At 65.6% G+C, this 15,443-nt stretch carries 9 protein-coding genes and 2 pseudogenes; 4 read left to right on the forward strand and 7 right to left on the reverse strand.

Features of this window, described 5'->3' with window-relative positions:
- Positions 1–203: 203 nt before the first annotated feature.
- Positions 204–5,210, reverse strand: a complete 5,007-nt coding sequence (locus E3O11_RS12260; protein WP_092449141.1) for a multicopper oxidase domain-containing protein — start codon at positions 5,208–5,210, stop codon at positions 204–206.
- A gap of 601 nt (positions 5,211–5,811) precedes the next feature.
- On the opposite strand from E3O11_RS12260, the gene E3O11_RS12265 reads away from it, so the two are divergent.
- The 3 genes and pseudogenes from E3O11_RS12265 to E3O11_RS12270 form a co-directional block, all read left to right on the forward strand.
- Positions 5,812–6,150 carry a hypothetical protein gene (locus tag E3O11_RS12265; RefSeq protein WP_092449139.1) on the forward strand — a complete coding sequence of 113 codons (339 nt, stop codon included), beginning with the start codon at positions 5,812–5,814 and terminating at the stop codon, positions 6,148–6,150.
- Positions 6,151–6,175: 25 nt separating this feature from the next.
- Positions 6,176–6,403, forward strand: a pseudogene (locus E3O11_RS18800) (hypothetical protein); the annotation flags it as partial.
- Positions 6,349–7,356: pseudogene (locus E3O11_RS12270) on the forward strand (ISAzo13 family transposase); the annotation flags it as partial. The pseudogenes E3O11_RS18800 and E3O11_RS12270, both read left to right, overlap by 55 nt.
- A 141-nt stretch (positions 7,357–7,497) precedes the next feature.
- Here the strand turns inward: E3O11_RS12270 and E3O11_RS12275 are convergent.
- The 4 genes from E3O11_RS12275 to E3O11_RS12290 all read right to left on the reverse strand — a co-directional run bounded on the left by E3O11_RS12275 (position 7,498) and on the right by E3O11_RS12290 (position 12,719).
- Positions 7,498–9,663 (reverse strand): 3-hydroxyacyl-CoA dehydrogenase NAD-binding domain-containing protein, encoded by a 2,166-nt coding sequence (locus E3O11_RS12275; protein WP_092449137.1) that lies wholly within the window; start codon positions 9,661–9,663, stop codon positions 7,498–7,500.
- A complete protein-coding gene (locus tag E3O11_RS12280) occupies positions 9,660–10,865 on the reverse strand; it encodes a thiolase family protein (RefSeq protein ID WP_092449136.1) in 1,206 nt (401 codons plus the stop codon). Before E3O11_RS12280 ends, E3O11_RS12275 begins: the two co-directional genes overlap by 4 nt.
- Before the next feature lie 98 nt (positions 10,866–10,963).
- Positions 10,964–12,160 (reverse strand): HRDC domain-containing protein, encoded by a 1,197-nt coding sequence (locus E3O11_RS12285; RefSeq protein ID WP_092449194.1) that lies wholly within the window; start codon positions 12,158–12,160, stop codon positions 10,964–10,966.
- A 19-nt stretch (positions 12,161–12,179) separates the two neighbouring features.
- Positions 12,180–12,719, reverse strand: coding sequence for a DUF3000 domain-containing protein (locus E3O11_RS12290; RefSeq protein WP_092449193.1), 540 nt, complete (start codon positions 12,717–12,719; stop codon positions 12,180–12,182).
- 76 nt (positions 12,720–12,795) lie between these two features.
- Between E3O11_RS12290 and E3O11_RS12295 the strand changes: the two genes are divergently transcribed.
- A complete protein-coding gene (locus E3O11_RS12295; protein WP_233195435.1) occupies positions 12,796–14,052 on the forward strand; it encodes an alpha/beta hydrolase family protein in 1,257 nt (418 codons plus the stop codon).
- 12 nt (positions 14,053–14,064) lie between these two features.
- Here the strand turns inward: E3O11_RS12295 and E3O11_RS12300 are convergent, their stop codons facing one another.
- Positions 14,065–14,493: a SufE family protein gene (locus tag E3O11_RS12300; protein ID WP_092449135.1), complete on the reverse strand. Its 429-nt coding sequence runs from the start codon at positions 14,491–14,493 to the stop codon at positions 14,065–14,067.
- The gene (locus E3O11_RS12305; protein WP_092449134.1) at positions 14,490–15,401 is read right to left on the reverse strand and encodes a sulfurtransferase; all 912 of its coding nucleotides are present in this window, start codon (positions 15,399–15,401) and stop codon (positions 14,490–14,492) included. The genes E3O11_RS12300 and E3O11_RS12305 overlap by 4 nt, the downstream gene beginning before the upstream one ends.
- Between the last annotated feature and the right edge of the window lie 42 nt (positions 15,402–15,443).

Below are 15,443 nucleotides of genomic sequence, written 5' to 3' on the forward strand. Positions count from 1 at the left end.
ACGCCGACGGGACTTTCGTGGGCTCACAGGTTCTGGTCGCGCGGGATGCGGCCCGCGCGCTGAGGACACGAGGTTCAGGACATCCGGCCCGCGACCCCACTCGCTGGCACCCCTGGGTCCAGCGCGTCCAGCAACGCGCGTGAGCCGGCGGCACCCGAGGTGCCACCGGCTCACGTTCTCAACCTGTTCTCACAATGGGTGGACTATTGGAGAGGCTTAAGGTCCGCCTTGGGCGAGCCCTCCACCCTGAAGATGCCCCACAGTCCCTGGTTGACCTGGTTCTCCAGACCGCCGTCCCGGTAGAGGTAGTCCCCGGGAAGCTTCTGGAGTCCACCGGCACCACCGAGCAGGTTGTAATTGAAGGCGTTGCCTGTGAGCAAACCGCCCTCGGCTGACTTGATCATCGCGTTCGGGTCGCTTGGCTGGTAGCGCCACCCGTGCCCGTTCAGGCTGAAGGTGTGTGCCCGGTCGCGGTCACCACCCGATACGAGCCGCAGGTGCGTCTCGTCTCCGACATAGGCCCGCACGAGCGGTGTGGCCGGGTCGCCGTGCACCACCGACGACATGACGTTGGCCACCTCTGGGTCCTTCGCCAGGCGAGGGGCGAAACGCTCGGTCGTGTAGTTAATGCCCCGGTGCCCCTGGTCGCTGGGTTCGCCCTCCGCTGGGTAGGGGAGGATGGCCCCGGCCTTGTCTCGCAGGATCAGACCGTCGACCCAGTTGAGCACAGCCTCGCGGAAGCTGCGTTTGACGCCGGCGGCGTCGGTGTAGGTGACGTTGGCCTGTGCGCCCGAGGTGATCGCAACCCCGGAGTTGGGGTTGACGTATGTCGAGCCCTTTGGCTCGATCAACAGCGACCCGTAGGACCCGTGGTGGCGACTCCCACGCCGGTCAGCGAAGTCGAGCAGGTTCGCTGCGCCGTCCTCGACCGCGGCATGGACATACCACGTGTACTTTGTCGTAACTCCTGGCGCCACGGTCTGGTCGTAGTTGTACCCGACCGTCGCCCCGTCGGAGTCAATGACATTGTAGGTCAACAGGTTTGGGTGCATGGACACCCGGTTGGAACGTGGGAAGTTCGTCACGTCCGCAGGCAACGGTAGGTCACCGGTGTGTGCGGCGGGCGTCTTCGGCAGCTCGTTCTTGAGCGTCACCGTGACGCAGTCACCCACATTTGCTCGGATCACCAGGGGCTCGGTCTTCATGGCACCCGTGCGAACCGTAGTCACATCCTCGCTCCGCACGAACATCATGCCGTACGGGTCGTGGTCACCTGACTTCACGTTGTACACGATGTCCTTGGCGATGGCCGACACGTTGACCGCGACCGCCCTGGACCCTGTCGGGCACGGGGTGACCGAACCCAGCGTTCCGGTTGGGGCAACCTTGAGCGCGTCACCGGGTTTGAGGGCTGGCCACGCGTCGCCAATTCCAGGAGCTGCCCGGTCGGGCAGCGGCTGGAGGTCGGAGACCGCGTTCTTGGGGACCCGGAACAGACCCCACATCCCCATCCACTGGTCCTCAAGCAACGGGGAGCCATACAGGTAGTCACCGGGGGAACCGGCGCCGTCCTGCAGGATCGACGGGGTGCCGTTGGCGACGCTGTTCGAGGCTTTGGCGACTGTTGCTGCAGCACCGGGGTTGGTCTTGACCACCTGCGAGCCTTGCAGCTCGTAGTTGAAGTACTCCGCGAGCGAGAGGGTCTGGGTGTCGACCGTCCGAGACAGGGGGTTGTCCGGCTCATTCAGCCAACGGTGACCGTGAAGGTTGAACTCGTGCATCTCCTCGTGGGAGCCAGCGACGTTGCGGATGACCACAGGGTCCTTCGAGTACGCCCTCAGGAGTGGCGTATCGGGATCGCCGTTGACCGCGGATGAGTAGGTGTATGCGGGGTCGCCCTTAGCGCCCATAACCCCAGGTTTCGTCCGGATCTGGAACGGGGCATTCTTGTAGTTGATCGAGTAGCCGCCCTGGTCCTGGCCGTAGTTGTCCGGTGCCGAAGGTGGGTTGATCGGTGGACCAGTGCCGTTGTCCTTCCACATGGGCGTTCGGTCGGAGTAGAAAATGGTCATCTCCCGGAAGTCCGGGCCGCTGGCTGAGCGGATATCGGCCATGGGGCCGACCCCGTTCGTGGCAGCACCAGTCTTCGGATCGTGCCACGTGGCGTCAGCGGGCTCGACGTTCATCGCGGCATAGAGGCCCTTCTGCTGGTGCAGGTTGGCGTACTGGTGGTCGTGGAAGAAGGTCGTCCGCAAGGCTGTGTCCACGAACCACCGATAGCCGTAGGTCTGGCCAGGCATCGCCGAGGAACTGTAGTTCCAGCCCACGCTGGTGCCGTCGGAGGCAAGTTCGTCGAACTTGACCAGGTGCACGTGTGTCGAGACCTCGGACGTCTCCTCGGTGGCCATGTAATCACCGTCGAGGCGGTTCACGTGGTCGAGGGGGACGTTGGGATTCTCGTCGAGGTGCAGGTCGTTGGTGGTGAACAGCTGAACGCACTCACCAACCCTGGACCGGATGGTGTACGGCTCGGGTGCCTTCTGTCCTGTCCGCACAGCGACCGCATCGGATTCCTCCACGTAGACCCTTCCCTGCCTGTCCTTCCAGCCCGCGGAGTTGTAGGTGATCGGGGTGTCGATGACGTGTGGCCGGTAAACCCGTGTCGGTGCAGTTGTCGGGCACGGGTCGATGTAGCCGTTGCCGGGCTTGGTCGGGTCAAGAGCAGGCATCCCTGCGGCCTCAAGCGCGGTCGGGCCCCGGGGGGCGTCGCCGGGGCGACGGATAGCAGCGAAGGTATCCTTGACCACCGCGTTCGGCGGACGGTAGGCACGCTGGCCGACGTCACCCTTGACGAACAGTGGGAAACCGGGCTGGGTTGCGGTCGGGGCCGCCGTGGCGCCTGCCCGGTTCGGCAGCTCCTGCAGTGCTTCTAGGGGCGTGCCGTCGGCATACTGTGCCGTGCCGTCTCGCAACTTGTCGAAGATCCGCAGGTGGCCCCAGAAACCCTGGGCGAAGTGCGGGTAGAGGTGGCAGTGGAAGATCGTGTCACCGACCGTGCCCTGGGTGCCGCCGGCACCTCCCTCAATCTTCAGCTCCCGAGCCTCATGTGGGCCAAACGACTGGACGTCATTAAGCGGTGACTTCGGGTTCTTCGGGTCGGCGTTCCAGCGCTGGGTGTGCTGGTGCCATGGGTGGGTCTCCTTGGCACCCGGGTGGACGACGTGGAACTTCAGCGGGTCACCGACGTATCCCTTCGGGATCAGGTTGTCCGAATCGGTCACCTTCACGCCGTCGACGGTTCGGGTTAGCTTGCCCTCGTCGCCGAAGACCCACGACTGCAGGTGGGACTCCTCGCCCAGGCACTTGGCGCCGGGGTCGTCGACGACCTTGCCGAGCTCGGGCACGTAGCCGTTGCAGAAGTTGTCACTTGGGGCATAGGTCTTGCCGTTGGGGAGCGTGATGGTCTTGGCCACGCCACCCGGGTTCTCCGGAGTGACGGTCCCACGGTGCTCGAGGATGGCCCGCAGCCGGTTGCGCAGCGGCTCCGAGCGGTAGTTGATGCCGAAGGTCGAGTCCTTCAGCCCGGTCGTCGGGAAGGTCGGTTGCTTATCGTCCCGGTCCAGGACGCCCTCGTTCTCGTCGAGGAAGATCATGACGGCCGAACGGGTCGAGGCCCCGCCTGCCCGGATGTCGGCGAACAGCTGGGACTCGACGGCGCGCCCGCCCGTGAGCAGGTCGGCCCCGGTGATCTGATTGTGCCAGGTCGAGTCCTTCGGGTGCACGACGACCGCGCCGTACAGGCCGTTCTGGACGGTGGTGTGCTTCGGGTCGTTCGGGTCGAGGTTGGCGTTGTCGTACAGCGGCGCCTCGCCCTCCCGGTCGGCGTACCAGGTGTAGGTGCGCTCGGTGCCCGTGGCGATGGTCGTGTCCGGGTTTAGGCCCACCCGCGCGCCGTCGGAGGTCTTCACGTCCGCTTGAACGAGGCCTTGAGTGGACAGGCCGATTCGCCGGCCCGCGATGTCGTTGCGCACCTTGACGGACACGCAGTCACCGACGTTGGCGCGCACGACGAGCGGCTGGGTGAGGTTGGGGTTGGCAAGGATTTTTTCCTTGTTCACCCTTGCGTCGGCGTTCTTGAGGGCATACATCAGGCCGTTGGGCAGCTTGTCGCCCCAGCCGTTGAGAGGGATGGTCACCTGGAAGGCGGCCAGGTCGTACTCAATAGCGCGGGCACCGGCCGGGCAGACCCCGTTGGCCGGGGTGATCGGATCGCCAATGACAGCTGTTGCCGCAGAGGAACCCATCAGAGCGGAAGTCGTCATCACGACGACACCGCCCGCCGCCACGGCGATGACCAGGCGAGATCGGCGTGGCGTCGAGGCCACGACAGACCGGGCACGCCGTGCCGGCGTCGGGGCCACGACAGACCGGGAACGCCGTGCCGGCGTCGGGGCATACCCACCGGTCACATCATCGCTTCGGCGCATGCCCAGGACGAGGCCTGCCAGGGCGAGGAGCAGAAGCACCGGGAATACGCGAGCGGCCTCGATGGCTCCGTGCTCGAAGAGCGCAGCACCCGAGGTCGCCTCCATGTGGCCGCCCGTGGCCGGTTCGGCTACCGCTGCCCCAGTAGTGCCAGAGGAAGAGGCTGCACCGTTGTGTGCAGCGTGCGGGTCGGCAGCGGCTTCGGCGGAGCCATTGGCTTGGCCCGTCTTGGCCACCCACGCCGCCGAGGGCTGGTGTGGGTGGAACCCGGGCTTGGTCGCGGCAGCGACTGGGGCACCTGGCGCGCCAGGGGGCGGGACAGCACCAAGTGCGTCACTGGCGTCAGGAGCTGCCTGGGCAGCCGGTGCGACAGCTGAGGCAACCGCGTGGGCGGCGGAGGCATGCTCGGAGGGGAAGAGCAGCGTGTGGCCGATCGCACCGGACATGAACACAGCCGTGGTGACAGCGACGACTGCGACCGTGGCGCGAGCCAAGGAGATCATCCGAGATGCCGGCCGCAGGCGAGCGATCATCGCGAACACGATCAGGACGGCCGGTACCACTAGCAAAAGCGACAATGTCCCGTCCCGAAGGAAGTGCAACACTGAGGTGCCCGAACTCCAGGCTTGCTGGGCAGAGGCTGCGTGAAGCCCGTGGAGCCAGGCCGTGCCGCCATAGGCGAGCACCACCCCCATGCCGACGCGAGCTCTCATAGAAATGTTCATTGGTTTCCCTGTAACTGCGTTATTGGTGCGCTGAAGTCAAGCCGGACCCATGAGCTGGAACGAATCAGGGCGGAGTGGCTTGGTCACTGGTCAGGAGATCCACAGGACAACACCTGGGGCTCGGTCGGCCTTAGCTGTTGTGCTCGACTATTTGGGAGCCGTCGCGTCTTGGACGGGAACGTATTCGTCCTAAAGGTGATCGTCGATATGCTCGTACATCACGTCCAGAGGCGTCAGGAACTCACGTCGTAGCCAGGCACGGATTGAGAACTTCGTTGCACTCATAGGGTTTTTTCTGCGCAGCTCGAGTTGGGGCCGTGACGGCGCTGGTCACAACCTCTGACCAGTGAGTTCGGGTAACCCAGCAGTCGTGATGTGAGGATATGTCAGCTTCTGGTTTAATGGAAGGGGCTCGTGCCACTCAGCGTTTTGCTCTGCTCCCGCGCTCTTCGCTGTTCCGGCTGCGGCTGCGGCTGCGGCAAACGCTGCCGCGTACGTTCCGAAAGAGCGCATCACCGTCTCAGGCAACTCCGCGGCCAGTGCCACCGTCACCATTAACTTCGATAAGGCTTTCAAGCCTCGCGCGCAGGTCACCTTCGGTGTGACCGGTGCGGGCAGGCCCGCGACGCTGTCGAGTTTCAAGGCCGAATCCACCGCCACGTTCGTCAAGGCTGCTGACGCTAACGGCGGAATCGCGCTTAACGTTGCCCTCCCGTCTGACGCGAGCGGCTCCTACGCCGTCACCGGAACCGACGGAACCACGATCGGAACGGCCACCCTCACGGTCGCCGCGGTTGACGCTGGAACCGGCACGGGCCTCGCCCACACCGGCTACGAAGCACCCCTGCTGCTCATCTGGGGTGCCGCCGGCGCTCTCATGCTCGGCATCGCGCTCGCCGTCGTTTTGAGCATCGTTCGCCGCCAGCGCGCGAACGCGTAAGAGGTTCCTGGCCTAACCGCCACCAATGTTCACGCGAAATGGCCCCGCACTCACGTGCGGGGCCATTTCGCGTTGGGCCGGCGGCCGTGCGGCCGTGGCTCGGCTTCAGGGGTGGAGACAATCGCATAAAGCTGTCCGTTATTGGCTGTGGCTACCTCGGGGCCGTACACGCATCGGCCATGGCCGAGCTGGGCACGAGGTGGTGGGCATCGACTTCGATGCCCGCAAGATCGAGCAGCTCGCCGCGGGCAAGCCGCCGTTCTACGAGCCGGGACTGCCCGAGATCCTCACCTCGGCGATGAAGTCCGGCCACTCCCGACCTGGCCATCACAAGCGACTAGGTTCCACCAGCTCGCGAGAGCGCACAAAGTGCCCGTTTGGACCATCCAAACGGGTGCTTTTTGCGCTCTCGCGGGACGAAGAGAGAACTTCAGCCTGCAAGGCAACGCCAAGACCATCGAGGGTGGCCGTCACCCGGACCGGGATGCCCAGTTCGCACACATCAACGCCGCGGCCGAAGAGCACATAGCGGCCGGCCAGCCGGTGATCAGTGTGGACGGCAAGAAGAAGGAACTGGTCGGCAACTTCCGCAACGGCGGCCGGGAGTACCAGCCGGCCGGTGAGCCGGTGGCGACCAACGTCTACGACTTCAAGGGGGAACTCGGCAAAGTCACGCCCTACGGCGTGTACGACATGGCTGCCAACACCGGCTGGGTGTCGGTGGGATCCGACCATGACACCGGCGCGTTCGCGGTCGAGTCGATCCGCCGCTGGTGGGACAAGGTCGGCGCCCTGGCCTACCCCCAAGCCGACCGGCTGCTGATCACCGCCGACGGCGGAGGTTCCAACGGTTACCGGCCGCGGCTGTGGAAACGTGAACTGGCCGAGCTGGCAACCCAGACTGGGCTGTCGATCACCGTCTGCCACTTCCCACCGGGCACCTCCAAGTGGAACAAAATTGAACACCGCCTGTTCGCCCAGATCTCAATGAACTGGCGTGGCCAGCCGCTAACCAGCCACGAAGTCATCGTCGACCTCATCGCCGGTACCACCACCCGCACCGGCCTTACCGTCACCGCCGGACTCGACGACACGATCTACCCCAAAGGCATCAAGATCACCGACCGCGAGATGGCAGACCTAGAAACCCAACACCTCACCAGGCACGACTTCCACGGCGACTGGAACTACACCGTAAGCCCAGCAGATCAACCCTGAACTACGCGTGTTGTTGATTTACAGGCCCTAAGAACGCAGACGGGGCCCGGGCCCCGTCCGCGGGCCCAGCTTATAAACTGGGCCCGCGACCATAAGGTGGGCCCGGTCAATGACCCGGCCCTGTTCTCGCTATATTTGAGCGGATGTCGCCCCGACGGCAGCACCGATGCCGCGGATTGCCGGGGTGTGGAAGGTGCCGCCGAAGACCCGCTCGCTCGCGCCGACCCGGTCGAGGTACGGGGTGATCCCGCCCATCTGGAACGGCCAGCCGGCGCCGAGGATCATGCACAGGTCGATGTCCTCGGCTGCGTGCACCACGTCGTCGTCCAGCATCCGCTTGATCTCGTCGACCAGACCGTCTTCGACCCGCTGCAGAATCTGCTCGGCGGTCATCGGGGTGCTGCCGCCGGCGACGATCTTCAGTGCACCCTTGTCGAAGCCGGTACGGCGGCCCTTTCCGTCCCGCTCAAGGATCTTGCCGTGTTCGGCAAGCTTGTGCAGGTTGTCGCTCTCGAAGAACCGGTCGGGGAACGCCGCATGGTGCGTGTCGAGCACGTGAGCGCCCACGGTGAGGCCGACCAGCTCGAGCAGCTCGAACGGGCTCATCGGCAGCCCGAACGGCGCCACGGCGGCCTCCACGACCTCGAACGGGGTTCCGGCGTCGACGGCGTGCATCGCTTCACCGAGCAGCTTGGCGAGTACGCGGTTGACCACGAAGCCGGGCGTGTCCCGGGTGATCACCGCATTCTTGCGTAACTTGCCGGCGATGACCATGGCCGTGGCGAGGGTGACCTGGTCGGTCTGCGGGGTGTTGACCACCTCGATCAGTGGCATGACCGCGACCGGGTTGAAGAAGTGGAAGCCGACCAGGCGCTCCGGGTGGGCAAGCTTTGACCCGATCTGCTCGACCGACAGCGACGATGTGTTCGTCGCCAGAATCGCCTCGGGCGACACGAACTTCTCGATCTCGGCGAACACGTTCTGCTTGACACTGAGTTCCTCGAAGACGGCCTCGATCACCCAATCGGCATCGGAGAACAACGACTTGTCGGTCGTACCGGTGACGAGCGCGCGCAGCCGGTTGGCCTCGTCGGAGGAGATGCGATTCTTAGCCTCAAGGGCCGCGATCTCACCGTGAATGTACGCAATACCCTTGTCGACGCGGGCCTGGTCGAGGTCGGTGATGACGACGGGGACCTTGAGTCGCCGCACGAACAGCAGCGCGAATTGGCTGGCCATCAGGCCGGCGCCGATAACGCCGACCTTAGTGATGGGGCGGGCGAGCTTCTTGTCCGGCGCGCCGGCCGGTCGCTTGGCCCGCTTCTGCACGAGGTTGAAGGCGTAGATGCTCGCCTGCAGCTGGTCACCGGCGATGAGACCGGCCAGGGCCTCATCTTCGCGCTCGAAGCCCTCGGCGCGGCTGCCGCTCTTGGCGGCCTGCAGCAGATCGAGCGCCACATAGGGGGACTTCGCGACCTCACCGATGCGGTTCACCAGCATCTTGCGGGCGATGCCGATGGCAACGTCCCACTTGACCAGGCGTTCGATTTTGCCGGGCGCGTTTGGACGCGACACCTTCGTGGTACCGGCGATCACCCCGTCGGCCCAGGCGATGGAATCTTCGAGGAACCGCGCCGACGTGAACATGACGTCCGCGATTCCGAGCGCGAGGGCATCCGCTCCGGTGAGGGTGCGGTTGTTCTTGAGCGGGTTCTCGATGATGACCTTCAGGGCATTCTCAATGCCGATCAGGTTGGGCAGCAGGTAGGAGCCACCCCAGCCGGGGATCAGGCCGAGAAAGACCTCGGGTAATGCGATCGCCGGTACAGCCGCGTCGACCGTGCGGTAGCCCGCGTTGAGGCCGATTTCGAGCCCGCCACCGAGTGCGAGTCCGTTGATGAAGACGAACGACGGTATACCCAGCGTGTCGAGCTTGCCGAGGGCGTGGTGGCCGAGCTGGCTGAGCAGCTTGCCGGTGTCGAGCGAGGGGATTTCGGCTACCTTGCTGAGGTCCGCTCCGGCAGCGAGAATGAACGGCTTGCCGGTGACGGCGACGCCGTGTATCTCGCCGCGCCCGGCGCGAGCTTTCAGCTCGTCCATGGTGGCGGCGAACTCGAGCAGGGTAACCGGGCCGAGCGTGTTCGGCCGGGTGTGGTCACGCCCGTTGTCCAGGGTCACTAGGGCGAGGGTACGGCCGGCACTCAGTGGCACGTCGCGCACAAACGAGTGCGTGACGACCTCGTCAGCGGAGATCGCAACGAGCGAGCTGAAATCGAGAGAATCGTAGTTGGTCATCGCTTCGCTGCCTTCTTGTTGAAGTGCGGGTTTTCCCATATCACGGTGCCACCCTGGCCGAGACCGATGCACATGGCGGTGAGGCCGTAGCGCACCTCCGGGTGGCGCTCGAACTGGTGGGCCAGCTGGTTCATCAGGCGAACGCCCGAGCTGGCCAGTGGATGTCCCAGCGCAATCGCTCCGCCGTATTCGTTCACGCGCGGATCCTCGTCATCGATGCCGAAGTGGTCGAGGAACGAGATCACCTGCACGGCAAAGGCTTCGTTGAGCTCGAACAGGCCGATGTCGGTGATCGACAGGCCGGCCTTGCGCAGCGCCTTCTCGGTGGAGGGCACGGGGCCAAGGCCCATGACTTCCGGTTCGACGCCGGCGAAGGCGAAACTCGTCATGGTCATTTTCACGCCGAGGCCAAGCTCCTTGGCGGTGGCGCCGCTGGCCAGCAGGCAGGCGGATGCGCCGTCATTGAGCCCGGAGGCGTTGCCGGCGGTGACCCGTCCGTGGGAGCGGAAGGGAGTGCGCAGGCCTGCGAGTCCCTCCATGGTCGTCTCCGGGCGCGGCGCTTCGTCGCGCGTCGCCAGGCCCCACCCTGATTCGCTGCGGGTCGCCACCGAAATCAGGTCGGGCTGAATCGTGCCAGCTTCGTAGGCCGCGGCGACCTTCTGCTGGCTGCGCAGCGCGAACCGGTCTGAACGTTCCTTGGTGTATTCGGGGAACCGGTCGTGAATGCGTTCGGCGGTCGCTCCCATGCTGAGGGCGTCTTCGCTGACCAGACGCTCGGACAGGAATCGCGGGTTCGGGTCGGCCCCGAACCCCATCGGGTGACGGCCCATGTGCTCGACGCCCCCGGCGATGGCGAGGTCGTAGGCACCGAAACCGATCGAGGACCCCATCATGGTCACCGCGGTCATCGCCCCGGCGCACATACGGTCGATCGCGAATCCGGGCACCGATTTCGGCAGCCCGGCCAGCAGTGCAGCCGTGCGACCAAGGGTCAGGCCTTGGTCGCCGGTCTGCGTTGTGGCAGCGATCGCAACGTCGTCGATACGCTCCGGGGGTACCCCCGGGTTGCGTTCCATCAACCCGATGATCGCCTTGACCACGAGGTCATCGGCTCTGGTATTCCAGTACATGCCCTTTTCGCCGGCGCGCCCGAACGGGGTGCGAACCCCGTCCACAAAGACGACTTCTGCTCTCTCGGCCACAATGCCTCCAGTAAGTGTTGGATCAGATTCGAATCGACCTGTCAGGTCGTTTCGATCCTAGGGTGGTGAAATTTCCCACCCGAATCGTTTGCCGGATCCTACGACTCCAGATCCGACACGGGATCGGCAACTTGTGGAACTGCTACAAAAGCATCCGCTATAAATTGTGCAGTCACGTCAACTTGCCAGCGTCGCGCCCCCAACTGGGTTAGCACTTCTCCGACGGATGCCGCATCCAGCGGCTCCGGCGGCGTCCACGCCACCCGACGTAGAAAGTCCGGGGTCAGCAGGTTCTCCAGGGGAATCGCCAACTCGTCGCTGACGGTCTGCAGCGCAGCCCTCGCCGCCTTGTAGCGCACGTCCGCCTCGGGGTTGCGGTCGGCCCAGGCGCGTGGTGGCGGGAGGGTGTCGTTGCTCGCCTTGAGCGGTGGCAACTCGGTGGTCACGCGGCCACGCTGAATGGCGGCCCACCACCGGTCGAGTTCGTTGCGACTCGACCGCCCGTTGAACTCGCGCAGGTCGGACAACGCCTGGCGGGTCTCGGGAAGCACCCGTGCCGCGGCGAGCAGGGAGGCGTCGGGCACCAGACGGCCGGGGGAGACATCCACGTCGCGGGCGAACTCGTCGCGGGCCAGCCAGAGTTCCCGAGCGACGGCGAGGTTGCGCTGGCCACGCAGCGAGTGCAGGCCGGACAGTCGGCGCCACGGGTCGACGCGGGCGGCCTTGGCCTCCTTGGCCAGGGTGGCGGCGAATTCCTGGTCGGCGATGTCGGTCTTGTCGGATTCCACCAACAGACCGACCATGCGGTCGCGCAGGTCGGGCAGTAGCTCCACGTCGAGGGCGGCGTAGACCAGCCACGATTCCGGCAGCGGCCGGGTTGACCAGTTCGCGGCGGAGTGTTCCTTGGCCAGGTGGATGCCCAGGAGCTCTTCCACCACCGTGCCCAGGCCGACGCGGGGGATACCGAGCAGCCGGGCAGCGAGCTCGGTGTCAAAGATGCGTGCCGGGTCAAGCCCGACCTCACGCAGGCAGGCGAGGTCCTGGCTGGCGGCGTGCAGAATCCACTCCGTGTCGGCGAGGGCCTCGTTCAGCTCGCTGAAATCGCCGATCGGCGGCGGGTCGAACAGAAACGTTCCGGCACCGCGACGGTAAATCTGAATCAGATAGGCGCGTTGCGAGTAGGTGAAACCGGATGCCCGCTCCGCGTCGACCCCGACCGGCCCGTTCCCGGCCGCCAGGGCGGCCGTGGCGGCGAGGTAGGCCTCGCGGGTATCCACGACCCGGTGCAGAGCGATGGTCTGGTTGGATTGCGATTCAGCCACGGGCTGCTCGGCGTGCTGACAACATGCTGACTCCTTCCCCAGCGGGAGGGAGTCCGGCGAGCATGCAGAGCAGCTCGCCCCACCCCTCGACGTGGGCGGTGAGATTGTGATCCAGGGGTGTCCACGACGCGCGCAGTTCAATCTGCGCGCCATCTCCCTGTTTGGCGAGTTCGCCAAAGCCTGACGAGATTATTTTAGTCGCCGTTCCCGACGCCGCGGTGTACTTGGCCTTGCGGGAGTTCAGGGCGTCGACCAGCCAGGCCCAGGTGACCTCGGCCAGAAAGGGATCGAGTCCGATTTCTACCTCGAGCGGTGCCTGCGCAAAACATACGACGCGAAAAGCACCGTTCCATCCCTCGGGTTCATCCGGGTCGTACAGCAGAATGAATCGGCCGGTTCCGAGCTCGGAGTCTTTGCCGGGTCGCATCGGCGTGATATTGGCCGCCAGGGCGAAGGAATACGGTGCAAGCTGGGCCGGCGCGGAAATCTCGGTGACGACTAATTCGGCCCGACTCGTCGCGCGACGAATCATTGACAAAGCCGCGGCAAACTCCACGGGCAGCGATTGATCTGTTTCGGGCACGTCTGCAGACTAGAGTTTTTTCTGGGTGTTGTCCGTGAGGCACGCCGACCAGTTGGAGGTGCGGGTGAACGAGGCACAGCCCCCAAACGGGCGCGCAGAGGCTGCGCAGCGGTCGATTCTGGGGCCGATCCTGGCCGTCACGGGCCTGGCCGTCGCCGGTGCGGCCGTCGTCGGTCTCGCCACCAGCGCCATTCTCGCCGCGGTCATGGCCAAAACCATCATCACACCCCCGGCCAAACGCGCGGATGACACGCGGGTGTTCGCGGTCGACCTCGGGCGCGGCCTGATCACCCTGCAACGGCACCGTGATTCGGTGCTCCCGGGCGACTACAGCTTTTTCTTTGGCAACGACACCGGCCACGCCCGCGTCGGCGCGATCACCGATCGAACGGCCGCCACCGTCACCCGGCGTATCCTCGCTGTGGACTACGGCGACCTCCAGGCCGCCCGGCGCGGCCGGTTCAGCGGCTGGCTCTACACCGGCCCCGACGATCTCGGCTTCCCCTGGCACAGTGTCGCCGTCCCGACCGCACTTGGCCCGGCCCCTGCCTGGCTCATTCCAGCGGATGCCGCAGCTGCGGGTGGTCGCTGGGTGATCCAGGTGCACGGCCGGGCGGTACGCCGGGAGGAGGCGCTGCGGGCGGTGCCCGTGTTTCGAGCGGCCGGCTACACGTCGCTGCTCGTCTCTTACCGCAACGATGGGGACGCCCCGGCCAGCCCCGACGGGCGCTACGGGCTGGGCGACACGGAGTGGGCCGACGTCGATGCGGCCATGAGCTTTGCCGCTGACCAGGGAGCGACCAGCGTCGTGCTGATGGGCTGGTCGATGGGGGGAGCGATCTGCCTGCAGGCCCTCACCCGCAGCGCACAGGCGCCGCTGATCGTCGGGGTGGTGCTGGAATCTCCCGTGATCGACTGGGCCGACGTCGTGGCCGCACAGGCCATCGATCGCCGGCTGCCGAGGCAGATCGCCCGCGGAGCAGTCGCGCTGATGGGGTCACGGCAGGGACAACGGCTGACCGGACTCGGAGCGCCGATCGACTTTGGGCGGCTCGACTTCGTGGCGCGCGCATGTGACCTGCACCGGCCCATTCTGCTGCTGCACAGCGACGATGACGGTTTCGTTCCGGTCACCGGGTCGCGCCGCCTCGCCGACCGGCGGCCCGACTCGGTGACCTTCGTGGCGTTCACCGAGGCGCGCCACACCAAATTGTGGAACTACGACCCCGGCCGTTGGGACGCCGAAATCGCCGGCTGGCTGGCGCGGTTAACGCAGCGTTAACCGCGCCGAGCGTCACGCAGCCACACGCTCCCGCAATTGACGTTTGGCCCGGCCGAGCATCGCGCTCATGCCGCGTAGGCGCAGCGGTGAGACGGCCTCACTGAGTCCGATCGACTGCGGGTAGTCATCGGGAACGGCCAGCACCTGCTCCACGCTCAGGCCGTCGAGACCCTGCGCAAGGATCGACGCGAAGCCGCGGGTGGTGGGTGACTCGCGGGGAGCCGTCGCGTGCAGGTGGAACAAACCATCGGCATCCACTTCAACGAAGATGAAGACCGGCGACTGGCATTCGACGACGCGTTCGAGCAGATCGGGGTGATCCTGAAACTTCTGCGGAAGTTCCGGCAGTTCGTTGGCGAACTCGAGCAGCAACAGCAGTCGGTCCTTCTGCTCGAGGGCGAGGAAATCCTCCCGAATCTCGGCCAGCAGGTCCGCGGTCATCGGCGAGGTGCCGGTGCCGGGGCGTCGCCCGGCTCGGTGCCGACGGCGATCGGCACGGCGACGGCGTTGCCCCACTCGGTCCAGGATCCGTCGTAATTGCGCACATTCTCGAAACCGAGCAGGTGGGTCAGCACAAACCAGGTGTGGCTGGAGCGTTCGCCGATGCGGCAATAGGCGATCACGTCGTCGCCGTCGGTCAGTCCGGCCTCATCCCGATAGATCGCGTCGAGTTCACTGCGCGAGCGAAAGGTCGAGTCGGTGTCTGCAGCGCGAGCCCACGGCACCGAGGCGGCCGAGGGAATGTGGCCGCCGCGCAGGGCACCCTCTTCCGGGTAGGCGGGCATCGTCGTGCGGGCTCCGCTGTATTCCTCGGGGGAGCGCACGTCGATGAGCGGCTGTCCGAAGTGGCCGAGTACGTCGTCTTTGAACGCCCGAATGGGAGCGTCGTCGCGTTCGACGACGGGGTAGTCGGTAGGGGTGACGTTCGAGGCGTCCGTGGTCATCTCGCGTTCCTCGGCGAGCCATTTCTCGCGGCCACCGTCAAGCAGGCGCACGTCGTCGTGACCGAACAGGGTGAAGACCCAGAGGGCGTAGGCGGCCCACCAGTTGCTCTTGTCCCCGTAGATGACGACGGTGCTGTCGCGGGCGATTCCCTTGCTCGACAGCAGGGCGGCAAAGGCGGCGCCGTCGATGTAGTCGCGGTTGACCTTGTCATTGAGGTCGGTGTGCCAGTCGATCTTGACCGAGCCTCGAATGTGGCCGACTTCGTAGAGCAGCACGTCTTCGTCGGACTCGACCACCACGAGACCGGCATCGCCCCGGTGTTGGGCCAGCCACTGCGTGGAAACCAGTTTCGAGGGGTGCGCGTAGGCGGCGAATTTCTCGGTCGTGTCGAACGGGGCAGACATGTAACCTCCAGGTGGGCAGCGGATGCATTCGCAAGTCGGGTT

This window comes from Cryobacterium levicorallinum (assembly GCF_004402405.1).
In the GTDB taxonomy this organism is placed as follows: Bacteria; Actinomycetota; Actinomycetes; order Actinomycetales; family Microbacteriaceae; genus Cryobacterium; species Cryobacterium levicorallinum.

Excerpts from the sequence above, each read along its gene's own strand:
- E3O11_RS12260 (WP_092449141.1), bottom strand. The coding sequence starts at position 5,210 with ATGAACATTTCTATGAGAGCTCGCGTCGGCATGGGGGTGGTGCTCGCC.
- E3O11_RS12275 (WP_092449137.1), bottom strand. The coding sequence starts at position 9,663 with ATGACCAACTACGATTCTCTCGATTTCAGCTCGCTCGTTGCGATCTCC.
- E3O11_RS12290 (WP_092449193.1), bottom strand. The coding sequence starts at position 12,719 with ATGATTCGTCGCGCGACGAGTCGGGCCGAATTAGTCGTCACCGAGATT.
- E3O11_RS12300 (WP_092449135.1), bottom strand. The coding sequence starts at position 14,493 with ATGACCGCGGACCTGCTGGCCGAGATTCGGGAGGATTTCCTCGCCCTC.
- E3O11_RS12305 (WP_092449134.1), bottom strand. The coding sequence starts at position 15,401 with ATGTCTGCCCCGTTCGACACGACCGAGAAATTCGCCGCCTACGCGCAC.